The sequence below is a fragment of the Aedoeadaptatus coli genome, assembly GCF_900343085.1.
GTDB lineage: Bacteria > Bacillota > Clostridia > Tissierellales > Peptoniphilaceae > Aedoeadaptatus > Aedoeadaptatus coli.
Window position 1 is genome coordinate 51190 of record NZ_OPYI01000012.1, and the last position, 17411, is coordinate 68600.

The following is a 17411-nucleotide window of genomic DNA, read 5'->3' on the forward strand; positions in this document are numbered from 1 at the left end:
TTATTTTCTGAAAGAAAGGAGGGAAAGGATTGATCGACAAGCGATTACTTCGCTATTTCAGCGAATCGAAAAAAGCCATCGCTCAGGTCGTGGGGCTTAAATGCCTGCTCCTGGTGTTAAATAGTTTGGCGACGGGGCTTTTGGTTTATGCTTTGCGCCTGTTTTTTACGGAAAGTGCTTGGCAAAGGTCCTTATCCTTTGCCGTAATCGGCAGTTTTATAATTTATCTCTTGCGCTTTGTCGTGGCAAAAAAAGAAGTGCGCCTGGCCTACGCCGCATCGGCATCTGTAAAAGAAAAAATGCGCAGTGCACTCTTTCGAAAGCTTATGAACTTTGGCGTCCGCTACAAAGAGCGTCTGCGCTCGGCGGAGGCGGTGCAGATGATCGGCGAGGGGATCGATCAATTGGAAATCTATTTTTCCGCCTATCTGCCCCAGTTTTTTTACAGCATGATTGCGCCGGTTTTTCTGTTTTTTCTCATCGGCTCCATGTCCTGGACCGTGGCCATCGTTCTTCTAATCGGTGTGCCCCTGATTCCCTTGGCCATCGCCTTGATTCAGACCTTTGCGAAAAGAACCTTCGCCAAGTATTGGACGGAATACACCGATGTCGGGGACGAGTTTTTAGAAAACCTTCAGGGCCTCACCACCTTGAAGATCTACGGCACCGATCCTTATCGCCACAGGCAAATGGAAAAATCCGCGGAAGCTTTTCGCGTGCAAACCATGCGGGTCTTGACCATGCAGCTTAATTCCATTATCGTCATGGACTTCGTCGCCTATGGCGGTGCGGCCATTGCTTTGGTGGTTTGTTTAAAGGCCTGCATGAGCGGCCGCTTAGTTTTTTTCGATGCCTTGTTTATCTTGCTTTTGTCCGCAGATTATTTTTTGCCCATGCGGCAATTGGGATCTTTTTTCCACATCGCCATGAACGGCATGGCGGCTGCAGACAGAATGTTTGATCTTCTCGACTTGGAGGAGGAAGAAGACGGTACTCTGGCTATGGCGCCCGGGATCGATCACTTGACGGCACAGGGTCTGAGTTTGTCTTACGACGGTGAGAAAAATGCCTTGGATCAATTGTCTTTCGACGTAAAAGGACCGCAACTTGTGGGCATTGTCGGGCCGTCGGGCTCGGGGAAATCCACTTTAGCCGCCGTGTTATCGAAACAGCTGAAAGGTTACGGCGGATCCTTGGCGTTCTGCGATGTGGAACTTTCCCAAACGAAGGAAAAAAGCCTTTTGGATCACGTGACTTACTTAGGTGCCGAAAGCTATTTAATGGGCGGAAGTGTAAGAGAACTTTTGGCCATGGCCAATCCAAAGGCCTCGGTAGCGGCCATGTGGGACAGCTTGGAGCGTGTAAATCTAAAGGAATATTTTGCCGCGGAAGATGGACTGAAGACAATCATCCAAAGCGGTGGCAGCAATCTTTCCGGCGGTCAACGGCAGCGACTCAGCCTCGCTATGGCCCTTTTACACGATACGCCCGTTTACATCTTCGACGAAGTGACGTCGAATATCGACGTGGAAAGCGAAGAAAGAATCGTCGGCGAAATCCGCGCCTTGGCCGAAACCCGCCTGGTTTTATTTATCAGCCATCGCCTGGCCAATGTGAAAGATGCCGGGCGGCTGATGGTGCTGGATAAGGGGCGCCTGGCGGAAGAGGGCACCCACGACGAATTGATCGAAAAGGGTGGCATGTACAGTACCCTGTGGAAGACACAGGCGGAACTTGAGCGATACCGGGGAGGCGAAACTTATGCGTAAACCATTTGAAGTGATGAGGCGTCTCGTCGGATTGGTGAAGCCCCTGGCTCCGGTGATGGCACTGGCCATAGCCCTGGGCGTACTGGGCTTTTTTTCCGCCACGGCTATTTCCGCCCTTACGGCCTACGGACTGGCATCGGCCTATATGGGCGGGCAGATACCTTCTTTCCTCGTGGCGGCCATTCTCATCGCAGGCTTTTTGCGCGGCCCCCTGCGCTACGGCGAGCAGTTGTGCAATCACCACATCGCTTTTAAAATTCTCGCCATTTTGCGGAGTAAGGTCTTTGCTTCTTTGCGGAAATTGGCTCCGGCGAAATTAGAGGGAAGAGACAAGGGTAATCTCATTACCCTGATCACCTCGGATATCGAATTGTTGGAAGTATTTTACGCCCACACCATCTCCCCGGCGGCCATTGCATTGATCTTTTCCCTCATATCCGTGGTCTTTCTCGCAAAGGCGGAGCCGCTCTTGGCGATTTATGCCGCCTTCGGCTACACCGTCGTCGGCGTGGGGCTGCCCCTGTACCTTTCCGGGCGAAATAAAAATCTGGGTCTCGATGCGCGAAATGCGAGCGGCCGCTTAAGCGGCTTCGTCTTAGACGGCTTGCGGGGACTAAGAGAAATTCTTCAGTACCGTTTCGAGGACAGCTATTTAAAGAATTTAAATGCCATGAGCCGAGAAAGCATCGAGGCCAACGGCCGCTTAAAAGACGAAACGGCTTTCGGCATGGCGATGACGGGCATGGTATTAAGTCTTTTGCACATGGGTCTTGTGATCTTGGCGGGCACGATCTACCTGAGAGGCACAAAAGATCCCGTCACGCTTCTTACGGCGGTGGCATACATTCTTTCCTCTTACGGTCCCGTGCTCGCCCTGGCCGCCTTGGGAAATACCCTGCAGCCCACCTTTGCCGCCGGCAATCGGGTATTGGATATTTTAGACGAGAGCCCGAAAGTGGAAGAAGTCGAACATGGCGACGCCGTGAATTTCACGGGGGCGGCGCTTGAAAAGGTGGACTTTTCCTACGAAAACACGGCGATTCTGCAAGCCATGAATTTGGAAGTGAAAAAAGGCGAAATCCTCGCTCTTCAGGGCAAGTCCGGCTCGGGGAAGTCGACGATTCTTCGACTCTTTATGCGTTTTTGGGACGTGGACGACGGCCGCGTGAAGATCGGCGGCTACGATATTCGAACCGTCGACACGGCGTCTTTAAGAAAGGCGGAGGGGTTTATGACCCAGGATACCTATTTGTTTAACGATAGCATTGCGTCGAATTTGCGTTTGGCCCGCTTGGATGCCACGGATGAGGAAATAGAGACGGCCTGTCGACGCGCCGCCGTGCACGATTTCGTCCTTTCCCTCCCGGAAGGTTACGACACGAAAATCGGCGAAATGGGAAGCCGCCTCTCCTCGGGGGAGCGACAACGCCTGGGCCTTGCCCGCGCCTTCTTGCACGACGCCCCCTTTTTGCTCCTGGACGAGCCCACGTCGAATTTGGACAGCTTAAACGAAGCCATGATTTTGCGGTCTCTGAAGGAGACGGCAGGGGAGAAGACGGTGCTCATGGTGAGTCATCGCCCCTCCTCTTTAACTGTGGCGGATCGCATCATCCATTTAGAGACAGACCGCGTTTCTTAATAAAAAAGCTTCCGAGCTTGGAATGAATCCGAGCCGGAAGCTCTTTTTTATTTAAACAATTGGCCGCCGGCGTAGAGAGCGATGAAGCCCGCCGCCACCGTGGCGATGACATAGATCGCGGCAGTTGCCATGTGGCCTTTTTCCATCATGGCCACGGTTTCTGCACTGAAGGCGGAGAAGGTGGTAAGGCCGCCGCAAAAGCCGGTCTTCAGAAAAATCTGCACATTTGGATCCATGCCGCGGGCCTCGGCCTTGGCGGCGATAAGGCCCATGAGAAAGCAGCCGATGAGATTGGCGAGAAGGGTGGGAAGGGGCAGGCCGTAACCTGAAAGGGGCAGCCGGGAGATCAAGAAGCGACTCGCCGCGCCCAGGGCGCCACCGGCTGCAGCACAGAGGACTTGCATTTACGCCCTCGTCGCCATTTTTTGAATGAGCCCGACGACCACGTCTCGGCTTTTTTCCATGTGTTGAATGGGAATGTATTCGTAGGGGCCGTGGAAGTTCATGCCGCCGGTAAATAAATTCGGCGTGGGCAGGCCCATCCAGGAGAGTCGGCTGCCGTCGGTGCCGCCGCGAATGGGCTCGATAATCGGCTCGATGCCCTCTTCTTCCATGACCTCGACACAGAGGTCGATAAGATCCATGTGAGGCTCGATTTTTTCACGCATGTTGCGGTAGCTTTCTTCCAGGGTCAAAGTGATGCGCTCGCCGTATTTTCTGTTTAAGAAGTCCACGGCGGCTTGTATGATTGCGCTCATGTTCTCTACTTTATCGGCGTCGAAGTCGCGGAGGATGTAGTCCATTTCCGCCGCCTCCACATTGCCGCGGAATTGATCCAAGTGGAAAAAGCCTTCGTAGCCTTCCGTGTATTGGGGGCGCATTTGTTCCGGTAGCATGCGGTCAAGCTCCATGCCCAGGCTGATGGCGTTGATCATGTGATTTTTCGCCGAGCCCGGGTGAACGCTTACGCCCTGAATGTCAACCTTGGCGCTCGTGGCGTGAAAGCATTCGTATTGCACTTCGCCCAGGCGGGATCCGTCGACGGTAAAGGCCACATCGGCACCGAAGGCCTCTACGTCGAAGTGATCCACGCCGCGGCCCACCTCTTCGTCGGGAGTAAAGGCGATGGCCAAATCGCCGTGGGGCAAATCTTCTTCGATGAGGGTTCGGAGGCTGTCCATAATAATGGCGATGCCCGCCTTGTCGTCGGCGCCTAAAAGGGTGGTGCCGTCGGTGACCATGAGATCCAGGCCCACCACATCTTTTAATGCGGGGAAGTCTTTGTCGGAGAGGACGATGTTTTTTTCTTTATTTAAAAGGATGTCGCCGCCTTCGTAGCGAACCACGCGGGGCTTTACGCCTTCGCCTTTTGCGGCGGGCGCCGTGTCCATGTGGGACAAGAGGCCCAAGGTGGGAAGGTCTTTGTCTACATTGCTTTTCAGATGGGCGGTGACGTAGCCGTAGTCGTCGACCTTGGCGTCGGAAAGGCCCAGTTCCTTGAGCTCGTCCACGAGAATGTGGGCCAAGTCGAATTGGCGCGCCGTGGACGGATAGGTCGTGGAGCTTTCGTCGCTGGTGGTGTAAACTTGTACGTATTTTTTCAGTCGTTCGGTAATGTTCATGGAATCTCCTTTCGTTTTTCCTAACTTGTATTGTAGCACATGGGCGTGCTATACTCGGGGAAAAAGAAAGGGGTTTTGCTATGAAAATCGCCATCATCGGCGGCGGCGTGAGCGGTCTTACGGCGGGCTGTCTCCTGGCCGAGGCGGGATGTGCCGTAAGGATCTACGAGCGAAAAAATCGGGTGGGAAAAAATTACTGGCCACGGGAAACGGCCGCGCCAATGTGAGCAACGAGGATCTCAGCGCGTGCCATTGGCACAGCGAATCGCCCCTGCCCTTCGATCCCGGCACCTATTTTTCAGCCGAGGCGCGGCGGGAATTTTTCGACGCCCTGGGAATCGACTTGGTCGAGGAGGATCGGGGCAAGCTCTACCCCTCCACCCTTCAGGCCCGCACCGTGTTAAACGCCCTCAGGCGCCGCTTTTTTGTAGCAGGCGGCGAAGAGGTGGTGGAGACCTGCATCGACACAATCGAACAATCAAAAGGCGGCTTTCTGCTCGCGAGCGGGGAAAATTCTTTTTTCGCCGACAAAGTCATCGTGGCAACCGGCGGCATGGCCATGCCTCAATCGGGTTCCGACGGCAAGGGCTACGGCCTCATGAAAGCCTTCGGCCACAAGAAAACCCGCACCTTTCCGGGAATCTCCGCCCTTCTCTGCGAAAGCCCCTATTTAAAACACTTAAACGGCACGAAAGTGCAGGGTAGAATCACCCTTTACAGAAACGGGGAGGCGATTGCATCGGAAGAAGGGGAAATTCTTCTCGCCAAAGACGGCATCAGCGGGCCGCCGGTTTTGGATCTCGCCCGCGCCGTGGGAGAGAGAAAAGGAGACTACGCCGTCTCCTTTCCCATGCTGAATCATTTGGAACAACTCCCGGATTACCGAAACATCCTTGAAGGGCGCAGCTACCTTCCCGTGGCGGCGAAGGATTTTCTCGACGGCATTCTCTCCAACAAATGGGCGCACGTGGTCTTAAAGGAATGCGGCCTGAAAGGGGAAGAGCCCATGGATCAGCTGAGCTGGGACGAGAGAAACCGCCTCTTGAATCTGCTTTTTTCCTTTCCCTTGCCCGTTACCGGCGTGCGGGGCTTCGACTACGCCCAGGTCACCTGCGGCGGCATGGCCCTTTCGGGCTTCAGTGATAATTTGGAATCCGTCTACGCCCCGGGTCTTTACGCCGCCGGGGAAGTGCTGGATGTGGACGGGGACTGCGGCGGCTACAACATTCACTGGGCCGTGGCCTCGGCCCATCGCATCGCCCGGGCCATCAAAAAAAATGATAAATAATGAAAAAGTCCCTTTACACAGGGGCTTTTCTTTGGTATTATGAATGAGTTGAAACCGCAGACAGCAGGTGGTTCGCCTTAATTTCCTGCCGAGGTGACTGAATTTGATTTTAGTACTCGCATTGTGTCTGCAATGTGATTTTTTTATGTAGAAAACGAGGAGGTGAATCTGTGAAAGAAGAGCTACTCCAATCGAAAATTGCCTTAGTCGATGAGATCAAGGAAAAGATCGAAAAGTCTCAATCCATTATTTTGGTTAACAACCACGGTTTAACGGTGGAAGAAGTAACCAAATTGAGAAAGGAATTGCGCGAACACGGCGTGGACTACAAGGTGTACAAAAACACCATGTTGAAACGTGCTTTTGACGCTACCGGCAACGAAGACGTCAACGAATTGCTCGTGGGCCCCACCGTCGCCGCTTTCGGTATTGAAGATGCCGTTCAACCGGCAAAGATCTTAAACGATTTCGCCGAAGACAACGACCGCTTAGAAATTAAAGGCGGTATCTTAGACGGCCGCGTCGTTTCCATCGACGAAGTCAAGGCATTGGCAAAATTACCGAGTCGCGAAGTGCTTGTTGCACAATTGCTCGGCAGCTTAAACGCACCGATTCAAGGACTGGCAACTGTCCTGTCCGGAAACATCCGCGGTCTCGCCGTTGCGCTTAACCAAATCCGCGAAAAGAAAGAAGAAGAAACTGCCTAAGGGCACAAATCATTTACGGAGGTATATACATTATGGCATCTGAAAAAGTAACCGCTCTTATTGAAGAGATCAAAGAATTAACCGTTATCGAACTCGCTGACTTAGTTAGCGCTTTAGAAGAAGAATTCGGCGTTAGCGCACAAGCTCCCGTCGCAGTAGCAGCAGCAGGCGCACCGGCAGCCGCAGCAGCAGGCGCAGCCGCTGAAGAAAAATCCGAATTCGACGTTATCCTCGAATCCGCAGGTCAAGAAAAAGTTAAGGTCATCAAAGTCGTTAAAGACATTACCGGCCTCGGCTTAAAAGACGCAAAAGCTCTCGTTGACGGTGCTCCGAAGCCCGTTAAAGAAGGCGCTAACAAAGAAGAAGCTGACGAAATCAAAGCTAAATTGGAAGAAGTCGGCGCAACTGTCGAAGTTAAGTAAGATCGTCTTACGAAAAGTCCTCACTCTTCGGAGTGGGGATTTTTTTATTGCGCTTTTTCTGTATTCTGTCAATCCTCGGAAAGCCTGTGAAAACCGGACCGGTTTTTTCCGGGAAAACCGGATTTATTTTCAGTAAATTTTCTCTTTAAACGGGATCAGCGTAACTGTGACACCTCACTAAAGCGTTGAAATTTAGCGATTTTTTTACACTTTTCCCATGGGACCGTGTATAATCAATAGGTAGGAAAACAGAAGAAGGGCAGTGTGAAAAAATAGTATGAAAGAATTTAAACGGGTTTTTCCCAAGACCATTCCTCTATTGATCAGTTATTTGCTACTGGGCATGGGCTTCGGTGTATTGATTCGCTCCGTGGGTCGTTCCACTTTGGTGAGCCTCCTGATGAGTTTCGGCATTTACGCCGGCGCCATGCAATTTGCCATGGTCAGTTTGTTCGCCCAGCACCTCGCCGTGCTCGAGCTGGTGATTTTGGCCTTTTCCATTAATTTAAGGTATTTGTTCTACACGATTTCTCTCTTAAATCCCCTAAGCGGGCAGCCCATGTGGAAGAAAATACTCACCACCCATTTCTGCAGCGACGAAACCTTCTCCCTCTACATTACGGCGGGGGAAGACGGGGGCATGGCTTCAGCCGAGGATATGTTTCGCATCGGGCTTTTAAATTGCCTGTATTGGATGACGGGCACCCTACTAGGCGCTCTTTTAGGCACCGTGCTTCCTTTCAGTGTGGAAGGCATCGACTTTATGATGACCGCCATTTTCATCACCGCCTTTATCGAGCAGTGGAAGGGAACGGATCACCACTTCCCGGCACTTTTGGGCCTGGGCGCGTCCCTTCTCGCCGTCCTTCTTTTCGGCCGCGACGCCTTTCTCTTGCCCGCCATGGCCTGCATTTTAATCGGAAATCTGTATTATAGGAGGAAACATGTCAACTAAAGAAGTCTATATCGCCATCGCCATCGCCGTGGCCATTACCTTTTTCATTCGCATGTTCCCCTTGTTTTTCTTTTCCAATCGAGACACCATTCCGAAAATCGTAAAGGATCTGGGCGTGCTCTTGCCCTACTCCATGATGGGGCTTTTAATTATCTACTGCCTCAGATCCATGCGCTTCGATTCCCCGGCAGGCTTCGTTCCCCTGACCGTGGCGAGTCTCGTGACGGCGGGAAGTTATCTGTGGAAGCGCAAATCCATTCTTTCCATTGTCCTGGGCACGGCGGTTTACATGTTTTTAATTCAGCAAGTGTTCGTCGGATAATTTCGTGATATACTGTTTCCGAACTATTTTTAAGGAGGAAGTTTATGGAATCATTCTTTAAATTACGGGAAAATAACACGGATTTTTCCACGGAAATTTTAGCCGGCATGACCACGTTCTTTGCCATGAGCTACATTATTTTCGTCAATCCGGCGATTCTTTCCCAAACGGGCATTCCCTGGGGCGCCGTCTTCTTGGCGACGATTATCGCCTCGGTGGTCTCCACCTTGGTCATGGGGCTTTTCGCCAATGTGCCCTACGCCTTGGCACCGGGCATGGGACTTAATGCCTTCTTTACTTACACCGTCGTCTTCGGCTTGGGCTTTACGTGGAAAGAAGCCCTGGGCATGGTCTTCTTGTGCGGCGTGATCAATGTGTTGATTACCGTCACGAAGGTTCGGAAGATGATTATTACGTCCATCCCCGAATCGTTGCAACACGCCATCAGCGGCGGCATCGGCGTATTTATCGGCTACATCGGCATTAAAAACTGCGGCCTTTTGAACTTTACCTTGGATCCCGGCACTTATCAGGCCCTGGACGGGGGCACCATTATCGGCTCTTCCGCCGCCGTGCCCGCCTTGGTGAATTTCAACAATGCCGGCGTGCTCCTCGCCTTAATCGGCCTTTTGATCACCGTGGTCTTGGTGATTAAAAATGTGAAGGGCGCCATCTTAATCAGCATTTTGGCCACGACCGTCATCGGCATCCCCATGGGCGTCGTGGATCTGTCGAAACTTTCGGAAAGCCCCTCCGTGGCCAGCTCCTTCCAAGACCTTTCCACGGTCTTCGGCGTGGCTCTGGGTAAAGAAGGACTCCTCGGCCTCTTTTCCGATCCGGCGCGGATTCCCCTGGTCCTCATGACCATCTTCGCCTTTTCGCTGAGTGACACCTTCGACACCTTGGGCACCTTTATCGGCACCGGCCGTCGCTCCGGGATTTTCAGCGAAGAAGACATTCGTAACATGCAATCCAGCTCCGGCTTTAAATCGAAACTGGACAAGGCCCTTTTCGCCGACTCCATCGGCACGGTCATCGGCGCCTTTATCGGCACCAGCAACACCACCACCTTCGTGGAAAGTGCCGCGGGCATCGGTGCCGGCGGTCGCACCGGCCTCACCTCCGTCGTCACGGCGGCCATGTTCTTGTTGGCCATCGTCATCGCGCCGGTGGCGGGCATGGTTCCGGCACAGGCCACGGCTCCCGTACTGATCATCGTCGGGATTATGATGTGCGCAAGCTTTGCGGAAATCGAGTGGACGGATTTGGAATGCGCCGTACCGGCCTTCTTCGCCTCGATTTTCATGGGCCTGAGCTACTCCATCAGCAACGGCATCGCCGCAGGCTTTATTTTCTACTGCGTCGTCATGATCTTAAAGGGAAAAGCCAAAGAGCTGCACCCGATTATCGTGGGCTCCTCGATTTTATTTATCATCAATTACGCCCTTATGGCCTACCTGGCCATGTAGGAGAAAAGAGGCTTCGGCCTCTTTTTTTGTACCGCGGAAAAATGCAGAAAATGAGGGCGTAGGGTATAATACAACTACGACAGAACAGAAACGACGAAAGGGGAGCTTATGAAGACACAGGATTTACTCCATGCATTAAAAGAAAAGACCTGGGTGAGTTTAACCCACGAAGTGACGAAAGACATGGCCATTTACCAGGCATTTAATCCCTTGGGCGAGCGGGTGCTTACCACCTTGGAGGAAACGGGCTCGGACAATCGGGAATACACCTTGGGCACCTCCCACGGTACCCACGTGGACGCGCCGGCCCATTTTATGGCCGGGGGAAAGATTTTATCGGATATTTCGCCGAAGGAGCGCTACCTGCCTCTCTACGTCCTCCACTTGGAAGACAAGGTCAAGGAAGATCCCGGCTACGCCGTCACCGTGGACGATATTTTGGCCTTCGAAGCAGAATACGGCGAAATTCCGAAAGGGGCCTTCGTGGCCTTCTCCTCGGGCTGGTACAAGCGGATTTATTCCCAAGAAGACTTCACCAACACCCACGACGGCGTGGAAGTGACGCCGGGCTGGTCTGTGGCGGCTCTCGAGTACTTGAGCCGCACGCGGAAGATCGCCGCGATCGGCCACGAAACATTGAACACCGACGCCGGCCCTGAAGCCGCCGAAGCGGGCGATTTGGTGGCCCAACGCTTTTGGCTCAACGAAAACAAATTCCAGGTGGAAGTTATGGCCAATTTGGATCGCGTGCCCGCCACAGGGGGCATCATCATGATCAATGTCCTTCACATCAAAGGTGCCGTGGCCTTTCCCGCCGAAGTCACCGCCGTCTTCGACGCATAAAAATAAAGCTATTGCCCGATTAAAGGCAATAGCGTTTTCTCTACCATAGGGGATTTAATTCGTCGAGAAAATCCCGCACCGTGGCGAAGGCTTGGGGTTCATTCTCCAGAATTTCTTCGTTGGCGCCGGAAAGAGAGATGGTGCCGATGCATTCCCTTCGCTTGTCGAAAATGGGAATGGCGATGGAGCCGATGCCGTCGTTGATTTCGCCGATTTCCAGGGCGTAGCCCCTGTTCCTCGTGGCCTGCATCTCATCTTTTAAGACGGAATCTTTCGTAATGGTCTTGTCCGTGTAGGCCACCAGGCGCGTGTCCTTAATGTACTTGTCCACCACCGTCTCCGGCAAACTGGCCAAATAGGCCTTGCCCGATGCCGTGGCGTGGAGGGGAAAGGGCGTGCGCGAGCGGGTCATAATCAAGTAGCGGGTGTTGTCCGGCACTTCCGTAAACACGGTGAGAAGCTGGCCGTCTTCCACCATATTTAAGCGGGCGCTCAGTTCAAATGCATTGGCCCACACGCGGAGCATGGGCTGAATCTTATTTTTTACGTGAAATAAGTATTGGTCTTCCACGAGATTGGCCTTGGGAATAAAAGCCAGGCCCAAGTGGTAGTCATTTTCCGCTTCGTCGCGGCTTAAGTATTGAAAGTGAACCAGGGTATTGACCAAACCGCGGGTGGTGTTCACATTTAATTTTACTAATTTAGAAATTTCCGACAAACTCAGTTTCGGATGCACGGCATCGAAGCAATCCAAAATGGCAAATGCCCGTGCAAGGGACTGAATGGTTCGGGGCGTCTTGTCCATAACATTCTCCTCATTGTCTATATCGTTTCCTATAATAAGATTACACCACATTAACGCGAAGAGAAAGGGAAAAATCATCTTGAACAGTGAAAATTTTATGATACACTATTAGAGCGACTAAATAGAAAAGGAGAAGGATCTTGAGCAACAGAACCGGAAAAATAGCGGCCATTGTCCTCGGCGTGTTGGCCCTCATCTACGTGATCGGGGCTTTGGCCTTTACGCAAGTCTATATGCCGAATACCTCGGTAAACGGCGCAGATATTTCCCTTCAGCCGCGAGCCGACTTAAGAGGAAATTTCGAAGCGTCCTGGAAGGATTACGCCTTAACCGTTGTGGGAAAAGACGAGAAAACCGACACGATTAAGGCATCGGCCATCGACTACAAAGAAACCATGCCCGATTTTCAAATGAAGGAATACAGCCCCTGGGCCTGGCCGGTCTATGCCTTTACAAAGAAGGATTACAAAGTAAATACCGCCATCATCTACGACGACGAAAAGCTTGAAAAGGCATTGGCAAGCATGCACATGGTGGCGGATGCAGACATTACGGACCCGATACCGGAAATGATCGCCTACGAAGAGGGCAAGGGCTATGTCATTACCGAAGCCAAGGAAGGCACGCGCCTTGACGGACCGAAGCTCAAAGAGGCCGTGTTAAAATCTCTGCACAAACAGGATAAAAAACTGGACGCGAAGAAAGCGGATCTCTATTTGAAGCCTGTGCCTGCGGAAGATTTGGACCACATGAAAAACCACGTGGCCAGCTTAAACGCCATCGAGGAATACAAGCTCACCTACACCTTCTCCGATCGGGAAGAAGTGTTGGCCGGGGAAAATTTAATTAATCTTTACAAATCCGCCGACGACGGCAGCCTGGAACCGGACGAAGAAAAAGTCAAAAAATACGTGGCAGGTCTTGGCGAAAAGTACGACACTTTTAGAGGCACGCGAGATTTTCAAGCCACAGGCGGCGCCATGATGCGCGTCGAAGGGGGCATTTACGGTTGGCAAATCGACCCGCCCAAGACCCGCGAGCAGCTCATGACGGCCATGAAGGATAAAAAAGTTCAAAGCATGGAGCCGGTGTACAAGCGAAAAGCCGTGAGCCGAAACGTCAACGACTTGGGCAACAGCTACATCGAAATCGACATCGCCCGCCAACACATGTGGCTCTACAAAGAAGGCAATCTCGTCGTGGACGCGCCCATCGTCACCGGCAATCCCTACGCCGGAAACGGCACGCCCACCGGCACCCAGGAAATCTGGGCGAAAGAGCGCAACCGCTACCTCACCGGGGAAACCTGGAAGAGCTTTGTGAAATACTGGATGCCCTTTAACTGGACGGGCTGCGGCATTCACGACTCCAACTGGCGGGGAAGCTACGGCGGCAGAATTTATTTAGGCGGCGGCAGCCACGGCTGCGTCAACACACCTCCGTCGAAAGCGCCGAAATTCTATGAAAATGCCTTTATGGGCATGCCCGTCGTCATCTATAATTCCAATAAACACGCCATCTGATGAAAGCGCCGCGGGGCGCTTTATTCATCCATTGAAAAATTACGGTGAAAATAGAGGAAAATTTTGCCCGAACCCTGTTTTCCCGCGGCCATTTGTTGTAAAATAAGTTGTACGATTTGCTTGTATGACAGGAGGGTATTTTGAAAACCATTTACGAAGGAAAGACGAAGGACATTCGACAAGAAGACGGCAAGACCTATTTCTACTTTAAAGATGACGTCACGGGCAAAGACGGCGTCTTCGATCCCGGTGAAAACCAAGTAGGCCTTTCCATCGAAGGTTCCGGCCGCGCATGCATCGCCATGAGCAAATACTTTTTTGAAAAATTCGAAGCAGATATAATCCCTACGCACTACATTTCCGCCGACGTAGACAATCGTCTCATGGAAATCAAGCCCGCCAAAGTATTCGGCAAGGGCCTGGAAGTGATCTGCCGCTTTAAAGCCACGGGCAGCTTCATCCGCCGCTACGGCAAATACGCCAAGGACGGCGACGATTTAAATCGTTACGTGGAATTTACCTTAAAAGACGACGAACGCCAAGATCCCCTGATCAACGAAGACGCCCTGGTTCTTTTGGGCATTTTAAAAGAAGGGGAATACGACCGCATCAAGGAACTCACCCGCTCCATTTCTCAAGTGATCTACGACGACTTAAAGGCGCGGGGCCTTGAAATGTACGACATTAAATTGGAATTTGGCCGCTTGGAAGGCAGCGACGAAGTCGTGTTAATCGACGAAGTCTCCGGCGGCAACATGCGCGTCTATAAAGGGGACGAATACATCGAACCCTTGCGTCTTTCCGAAATGATCGTCGGCAAGTAAAAAGCATTGTTGCGCAAAAGAGCCCTGCGGGGCTTTTTTTGTTGCCCGCATTTTATGAAAAAGGTTTTCATTTATCTATAAACGTGGTATAATAAGGGCAAATCAAAGATTAACAAATCTTCAGGGCGAGGTGGAATTCCTCATCGGTGGTAAAGTCCACGTGTCGAAAGACTGAATTGGTGCAATTCCAATACCGACGGTAAAAGTCCGGATGAAAGAAGATCTTTTTTTTCATGTTTTTATGCCCGAGGACGCGGGCTTTTTTTGTGCCCGACAAGGAGGTACCATGAATCAAATTCAGCGGACAAAGGCGCGCTATTCCACGCGAAATCTGACGCGTCTGTCCCTCTTATCCGTCATCGCATTTTTACTTATGTACGTCGAATTTCCCTTGGCCTTTATTGCGCCGCCTTTTATAAAAATCGACCTGTCCGATATGCCGGCCTTAATCGGCGGTTTCGCCATGGGTCCCGTGGCGGGGATTACCATCGAGCTGGTGAAGTGCATCCTCACCTTTTTCGTTCGGGGCACCACCACCGGCGGGGTCGGCGAGTTGTCGAACTTTATCGTCGGCGCCCTCTTCGTCGGCCTCTCGGCGAAATTTTACAGCGAGCGCAGAACCTATCGCGGCGCCGTCGTCGGTTTGTTGATGGGCGTCATCGGCATGACCCTCGTGGCCACCTTGAGCAATTACTTCGTGGTCTTTCCCCTCTACGGCAAGATCATGCCCATGGAAGCCATCATCAACATGGGCCGGGCCGTAACGCCTCGGGTGAAATCCCTGTGGGACCTTATGGTCTACTGCATCGTGCCATTTAATTTGGTGAAGGGGCTCATCGTCTCGGCGGCGACCTTGGCCTTGTACAAGCGCGTCTCCCATTTCCTGCACGACTGATCGAAAAACCCGCTTTTCGAAGCGGGTTTTTTCATGCCCTGAAGGGTAGTCAAGCTTTCTTTACAAACGCGGGCGCAAACACTATAATAATTTAAAGGAAAAACGATTGCTCTTCGAAAAATAGGGGAGTATTCCGCACTATTTTTTATCATTCGTAAGGAGGAAGTCATGGAAGACGGCAAATTAAAAGTAAAAGCCAACGGGGCGGCGCTTTTGCCCTTTATTCTTTTTGTATTGGTTTACCTTGCCACGGGCATGATCTTAAATGCAAGAGGCGTGGAAATGGCCTTTTACCAAGTGGCGGCACCGGTGTGCATCTTACCGGCCATCGTGCTCGCTTTTATTATGTTTGAAGGCACGATCGACGACAAATTCAATTCCTTTGTTCGGGGCTGCGGCGACGAAAACATCATCATCATGTGTTTGATTTACATATTGGCCGGCGCCTTTGCCACCGTGTCGAAAACATCCGGCGGCGTGGATTCCGTGGTCAACTTCGCCCTGTCCATGATCCCCGTTCAATACATTACCGCCGGGATTTTTCTCATCAGCTGCTTTATTTCTCTCTCTACCGGTACATCCGTGGGCACCATTTCGGCGGTAGGCCCCATTGCCGTGGGCGTAGCCCAAAAGGGAAATCTGTCCCTGGCCCTGGTTCTCGGCGCTTTGGTGGGCGGCGCCATGTTCGGCGACAACCTCTCCGTCATTTCCGATACCACCATCGCCGCCACCAGGACGCAAAATGTGGAAATGAAAGACAAGTTCCGGGCGAATATTAAAATCGCCCTTCCCGCGGCGATTATCACCTTCGTGATCTTTCTCTTTGTAGGCAAGCCTACGGGCAAAGTGGTGCTCGACGACTTAAGCTACAGCTTTGTCTTGATCATCCCCTACTTGTTCGTGCTGATTTCGGCACTGGCCGGCATGAATGTCTTTTTGGTTCTCGCCAGCGGCATCGTGCTTTCAGGTGTGATCGGCATCGCCACCGGCGGGCTCACCATGATGACCTTCGCTCAAAACATATTCGACGGCTTTAGCGGCATGTTCGAGATCTTCCTCCTGTCCATGTTAACCGGCGGCCTGTCCTACATGGTTTCGCAAAACGGCGGCATCGAATGGTTGGTCCAAAAGATCCGCAGCTTTGCCAAGGACGTGAAGTCGGCGGAAGTTTCCATCGCCCTCTTGACCCTTGTAACGGACGCCGCCACGGCCAACAATACGGTGGCCATTATTATCGACGGCCCCGTGGCAAAGGAAATCTCCAAAGACTTTAAGGTGGACCCCAGGCGCTCGGCGTCTCTGCTCGACGCCTTTTCCTGCGTCATGCAAGGGGTGATTCCCTACGGCGCACAAATTTTAATCGCCGCCGGCCTCACCAAGGAACTGGGCGCGGCAGCCGTCTCTCCCGTGGAAATCATTCCCTTCCTCTGGTACCAAGGCCTGCTGGCTCTCTTTGCCCTGGCTTCGATTTTCATCCGCTTCGCCGATCCCAAAGACAAATGGGATTTCGAAAAGGATATGCCGCAAGTTCAATAATCGCGATTTAACAGAGGCGTCGACGAAACCGTCGGCGCTTTTTCCGTGCCCGCAAAAGGAAAAGCGCGCAAAAAAATAAGACCGGCGACCCGATCTTATTCTTTCGCAAACCGCAGGGGCGGTCCGATTATTCTTCTTCAGCTTCTTCTTCGCTCGCTTCGGTTTCACCGACGGTGGGTACGTCAGCTGCATCGGCGCTTGCTTCTTCTTCGTCTTCAACGGATTCTTCGCGGGGTTCTTGCAATGCGCAGACCGCTTCGTCCAAGTCGGTTAAGACTTCGATGTCGGCAATGGATGCCACGTCTAAGTCGGCGACGGTTAAGGTATCGCCGATTTGCATGTCAGCGACATTGACAACACCTTCGGAGGGAAGGCTGGTCGGCAAGCATTCGACTTCGACTTCTTCTAGAAGTTGCAACAAGACGGACGGTTGGACGCGAATGTCGTCGCGACCTTCCAAGACGACGGGAATGGACAGCTTGATTTTTTCTTTCAAGTTTACGCCATAAGCGTCGAAGTGGAGCAATTGGTTCTTGAAGGGGTGTTGTTGGATTTCCTTAAAGAGAATCTTGTGATCTTCCCCGTTTACATTGACATCGACCAAAGCGGACGTACCGGCTTCGTCGACGACTTTTTGCAATTCATTGGCCTTTGCCGCAACGGCAACGGGTTCGGAATCCTTGGCATAGAAGATGCCGGGGACCATACCTTCGGCGCGGGTCTTTTTAGCGCCGGAAGTACCTAAGTCTTCGCGTTTTACTAAATTTAATTTAATCGTGTTCATTGTGTCCT

General features: G+C 52.2%; 18 protein-coding genes, 1 riboswitch and 1 other annotated feature. Of the genes, 14 read left to right on the forward strand and 4 right to left on the reverse strand.

Translation table 11 applies throughout. The features are described from left to right. Positions 1-29: 29 nt before the first annotated feature. Positions 30-1769: an ABC transporter ATP-binding protein/permease gene (locus tag DG046_RS07430; RefSeq protein WP_108831878.1), complete on the forward strand. Its 1740-nt coding sequence runs from the start codon at positions 30-32 to the stop codon at positions 1767-1769. Continuing rightward, complete coding sequence (gene cydC, locus DG046_RS07435) at positions 1762-3408, forward strand: thiol reductant ABC exporter subunit CydC (RefSeq protein ID WP_199909597.1); 1647 nt, start codon at positions 1762-1764, stop codon at positions 3406-3408. The genes DG046_RS07430 and cydC overlap by 8 nt, the downstream gene beginning before the upstream one ends. Positions 3409-3455: 47 nt before the next feature. Here cydC and crcB read toward each other — a convergent pair whose 3' ends face one another. Both crcB and pepT read right to left on the reverse strand, forming a co-directional pair. Further along, the gene (gene crcB / locus DG046_RS07440; RefSeq protein ID WP_108831879.1) at positions 3456-3812 is read right to left on the reverse strand and encodes a fluoride efflux transporter CrcB; all 357 of its coding nucleotides are present in this window, start codon (positions 3810-3812) and stop codon (positions 3456-3458) included. Continuing rightward, the gene (pepT, locus tag DG046_RS07445; protein WP_108831880.1) at positions 3813-5030 is read right to left on the reverse strand and encodes a peptidase T; all 1218 of its coding nucleotides are present in this window, start codon (positions 5028-5030) and stop codon (positions 3813-3815) included. Positions 5031-5110: 80 nt separating this feature from the next. Between pepT and DG046_RS09835 the strand changes: the two genes are divergently transcribed. The 8 genes from DG046_RS09835 (at position 5111) to DG046_RS07480 (ending at position 11036) form a co-directional block, all read left to right on the forward strand. Beyond that, positions 5111-5257 carry an NAD(P)-binding protein gene (locus tag DG046_RS09835; protein ID WP_159082098.1) on the forward strand — a complete coding sequence of 49 codons (147 nt, stop codon included), beginning with the start codon at positions 5111-5113 and terminating at the stop codon, positions 5255-5257. Continuing rightward, positions 5254-6318, forward strand: coding sequence for an aminoacetone oxidase family FAD-binding enzyme (locus tag DG046_RS07450; RefSeq protein ID WP_234411481.1), 1065 nt, complete (start codon positions 5254-5256; stop codon positions 6316-6318). The genes DG046_RS09835 and DG046_RS07450 overlap by 4 nt, the downstream gene beginning before the upstream one ends. A gap of 36 nt (positions 6319-6354) precedes the next feature. After that, positions 6355-6471 (forward strand) — a sequence feature (ribosomal protein L10 leader region). A gap of 17 nt (positions 6472-6488) precedes the next feature. After that, entirely contained in the window at positions 6489-7025 is a 537-nt protein-coding gene (rplJ, locus tag DG046_RS07455; RefSeq protein WP_108831881.1) for a 50S ribosomal protein L10, read from the forward strand. A 32-nt stretch (positions 7026-7057) separates the two neighbouring features. After that, positions 7058-7447 (forward strand): 50S ribosomal protein L7/L12, encoded by a 390-nt coding sequence (gene rplL / locus DG046_RS07460; protein WP_108831882.1) that lies wholly within the window; start codon positions 7058-7060, stop codon positions 7445-7447. A gap of 277 nt (positions 7448-7724) precedes the next feature. Then, positions 7725-8402: an AzlC family ABC transporter permease gene (locus DG046_RS07465; protein WP_108831883.1), complete on the forward strand. Its 678-nt coding sequence runs from the start codon at positions 7725-7727 to the stop codon at positions 8400-8402. Continuing rightward, a complete protein-coding gene (locus DG046_RS07470; RefSeq protein ID WP_108831884.1) occupies positions 8392-8724 on the forward strand; it encodes a branched-chain amino acid transporter permease in 333 nt (110 codons plus the stop codon). Before DG046_RS07465 ends, DG046_RS07470 begins: the two co-directional genes overlap by 11 nt. Positions 8725-8768: 44 nt before the next feature. Beyond that, entirely contained in the window at positions 8769-10193 is a 1425-nt protein-coding gene (locus tag DG046_RS07475; RefSeq protein WP_108831885.1) for an NCS2 family permease, read from the forward strand. A 108-nt stretch (positions 10194-10301) separates the two neighbouring features. Next, on the forward strand, positions 10302-11036 hold the full coding sequence (locus DG046_RS07480; protein WP_108831886.1) for a cyclase family protein: 735 nt from the start codon (positions 10302-10304) through the stop codon (positions 11034-11036). Between the two features lie 40 nt (positions 11037-11076). On the opposite strand, the gene DG046_RS07485 is transcribed toward DG046_RS07480, so the two are convergent. Continuing rightward, the gene (locus tag DG046_RS07485; RefSeq protein WP_159082100.1) at positions 11077-11841 is read right to left on the reverse strand and encodes an IclR family transcriptional regulator; all 765 of its coding nucleotides are present in this window, start codon (positions 11839-11841) and stop codon (positions 11077-11079) included. A gap of 140 nt (positions 11842-11981) precedes the next feature. Between DG046_RS07485 and DG046_RS07490 the strand changes: the two genes are divergently transcribed. The 4 genes from DG046_RS07490 to DG046_RS07505 all read left to right on the forward strand — a co-directional run bounded on the left by DG046_RS07490 (position 11982) and on the right by DG046_RS07505 (position 16619). Then, positions 11982-13364: a L,D-transpeptidase family protein gene (locus tag DG046_RS07490; protein WP_108831888.1), complete on the forward strand. Its 1383-nt coding sequence runs from the start codon at positions 11982-11984 to the stop codon at positions 13362-13364. A 140-nt stretch (positions 13365-13504) separates the two neighbouring features. Then, positions 13505-14188: a phosphoribosylaminoimidazolesuccinocarboxamide synthase gene (locus DG046_RS07495; RefSeq protein WP_108831889.1), complete on the forward strand. Its 684-nt coding sequence runs from the start codon at positions 13505-13507 to the stop codon at positions 14186-14188. Positions 14189-14300: 112 nt separating this feature from the next. Next, a riboswitch (FMN riboswitch) is annotated at positions 14301-14415 on the forward strand. A 59-nt stretch (positions 14416-14474) separates the two neighbouring features. Continuing rightward, entirely contained in the window at positions 14475-15083 is a 609-nt protein-coding gene (locus DG046_RS07500) for an ECF transporter S component (RefSeq protein ID WP_108831890.1), read from the forward strand. Positions 15084-15251: 168 nt separating this feature from the next. Then, positions 15252-16619, forward strand: a complete 1368-nt coding sequence (locus DG046_RS07505; protein WP_108831891.1) for a Na+/H+ antiporter NhaC family protein — start codon at positions 15252-15254, stop codon at positions 16617-16619. A gap of 127 nt (positions 16620-16746) precedes the next feature. Here the strand turns inward: DG046_RS07505 and DG046_RS07510 are convergent, their stop codons facing one another. Further along, a complete protein-coding gene (locus DG046_RS07510) occupies positions 16747-17403 on the reverse strand; it encodes a 50S ribosomal protein L25 (protein ID WP_108831892.1) in 657 nt (218 codons plus the stop codon). Between the last annotated feature and the right edge of the window lie 8 nt (positions 17404-17411).

Coding starts and splice junctions, on each gene's coding strand:
- DG046_RS07510 (WP_108831892.1), bottom strand. CDS start 17,403: ATGAACACGATTAAATTAAATTTAGTAAAACGCGAAGACTTAGGTACT.
- rplL (WP_108831882.1), top strand. CDS start 7,058: ATGGCATCTGAAAAAGTAACCGCTCTTATTGAAGAGATCAAAGAATTA.
- DG046_RS07465 (WP_108831883.1), top strand. CDS start 7,725: ATGAAAGAATTTAAACGGGTTTTTCCCAAGACCATTCCTCTATTGATC.
- DG046_RS07485 (WP_159082100.1), bottom strand. CDS start 11,841: ATGGACAAGACGCCCCGAACCATTCAGTCCCTTGCACGGGCATTTGCC.
- pepT (WP_108831880.1), bottom strand. CDS start 5,030: ATGAACATTACCGAACGACTGAAAAAATACGTACAAGTTTACACCACC.
- DG046_RS07480 (WP_108831886.1), top strand. CDS start 10,302: ATGAAGACACAGGATTTACTCCATGCATTAAAAGAAAAGACCTGGGTG.
- DG046_RS07470 (WP_108831884.1), top strand. CDS start 8,392: ATGTCAACTAAAGAAGTCTATATCGCCATCGCCATCGCCGTGGCCATT.
- DG046_RS07505 (WP_108831891.1), top strand. CDS start 15,252: ATGGAAGACGGCAAATTAAAAGTAAAAGCCAACGGGGCGGCGCTTTTG.
- crcB (WP_108831879.1), bottom strand. CDS start 3,812: ATGCAAGTCCTCTGTGCTGCAGCCGGTGGCGCCCTGGGCGCGGCGAGT.
- DG046_RS09835 (WP_159082098.1), top strand. CDS start 5,111: ATGAAAATCGCCATCATCGGCGGCGGCGTGAGCGGTCTTACGGCGGGC.
- DG046_RS07500 (WP_108831890.1), top strand. CDS start 14,475: ATGAATCAAATTCAGCGGACAAAGGCGCGCTATTCCACGCGAAATCTG.
- DG046_RS07475 (WP_108831885.1), top strand. CDS start 8,769: ATGGAATCATTCTTTAAATTACGGGAAAATAACACGGATTTTTCCACG.
- cydC (WP_199909597.1), top strand. CDS start 1,762: ATGCGTAAACCATTTGAAGTGATGAGGCGTCTCGTCGGATTGGTGAAG.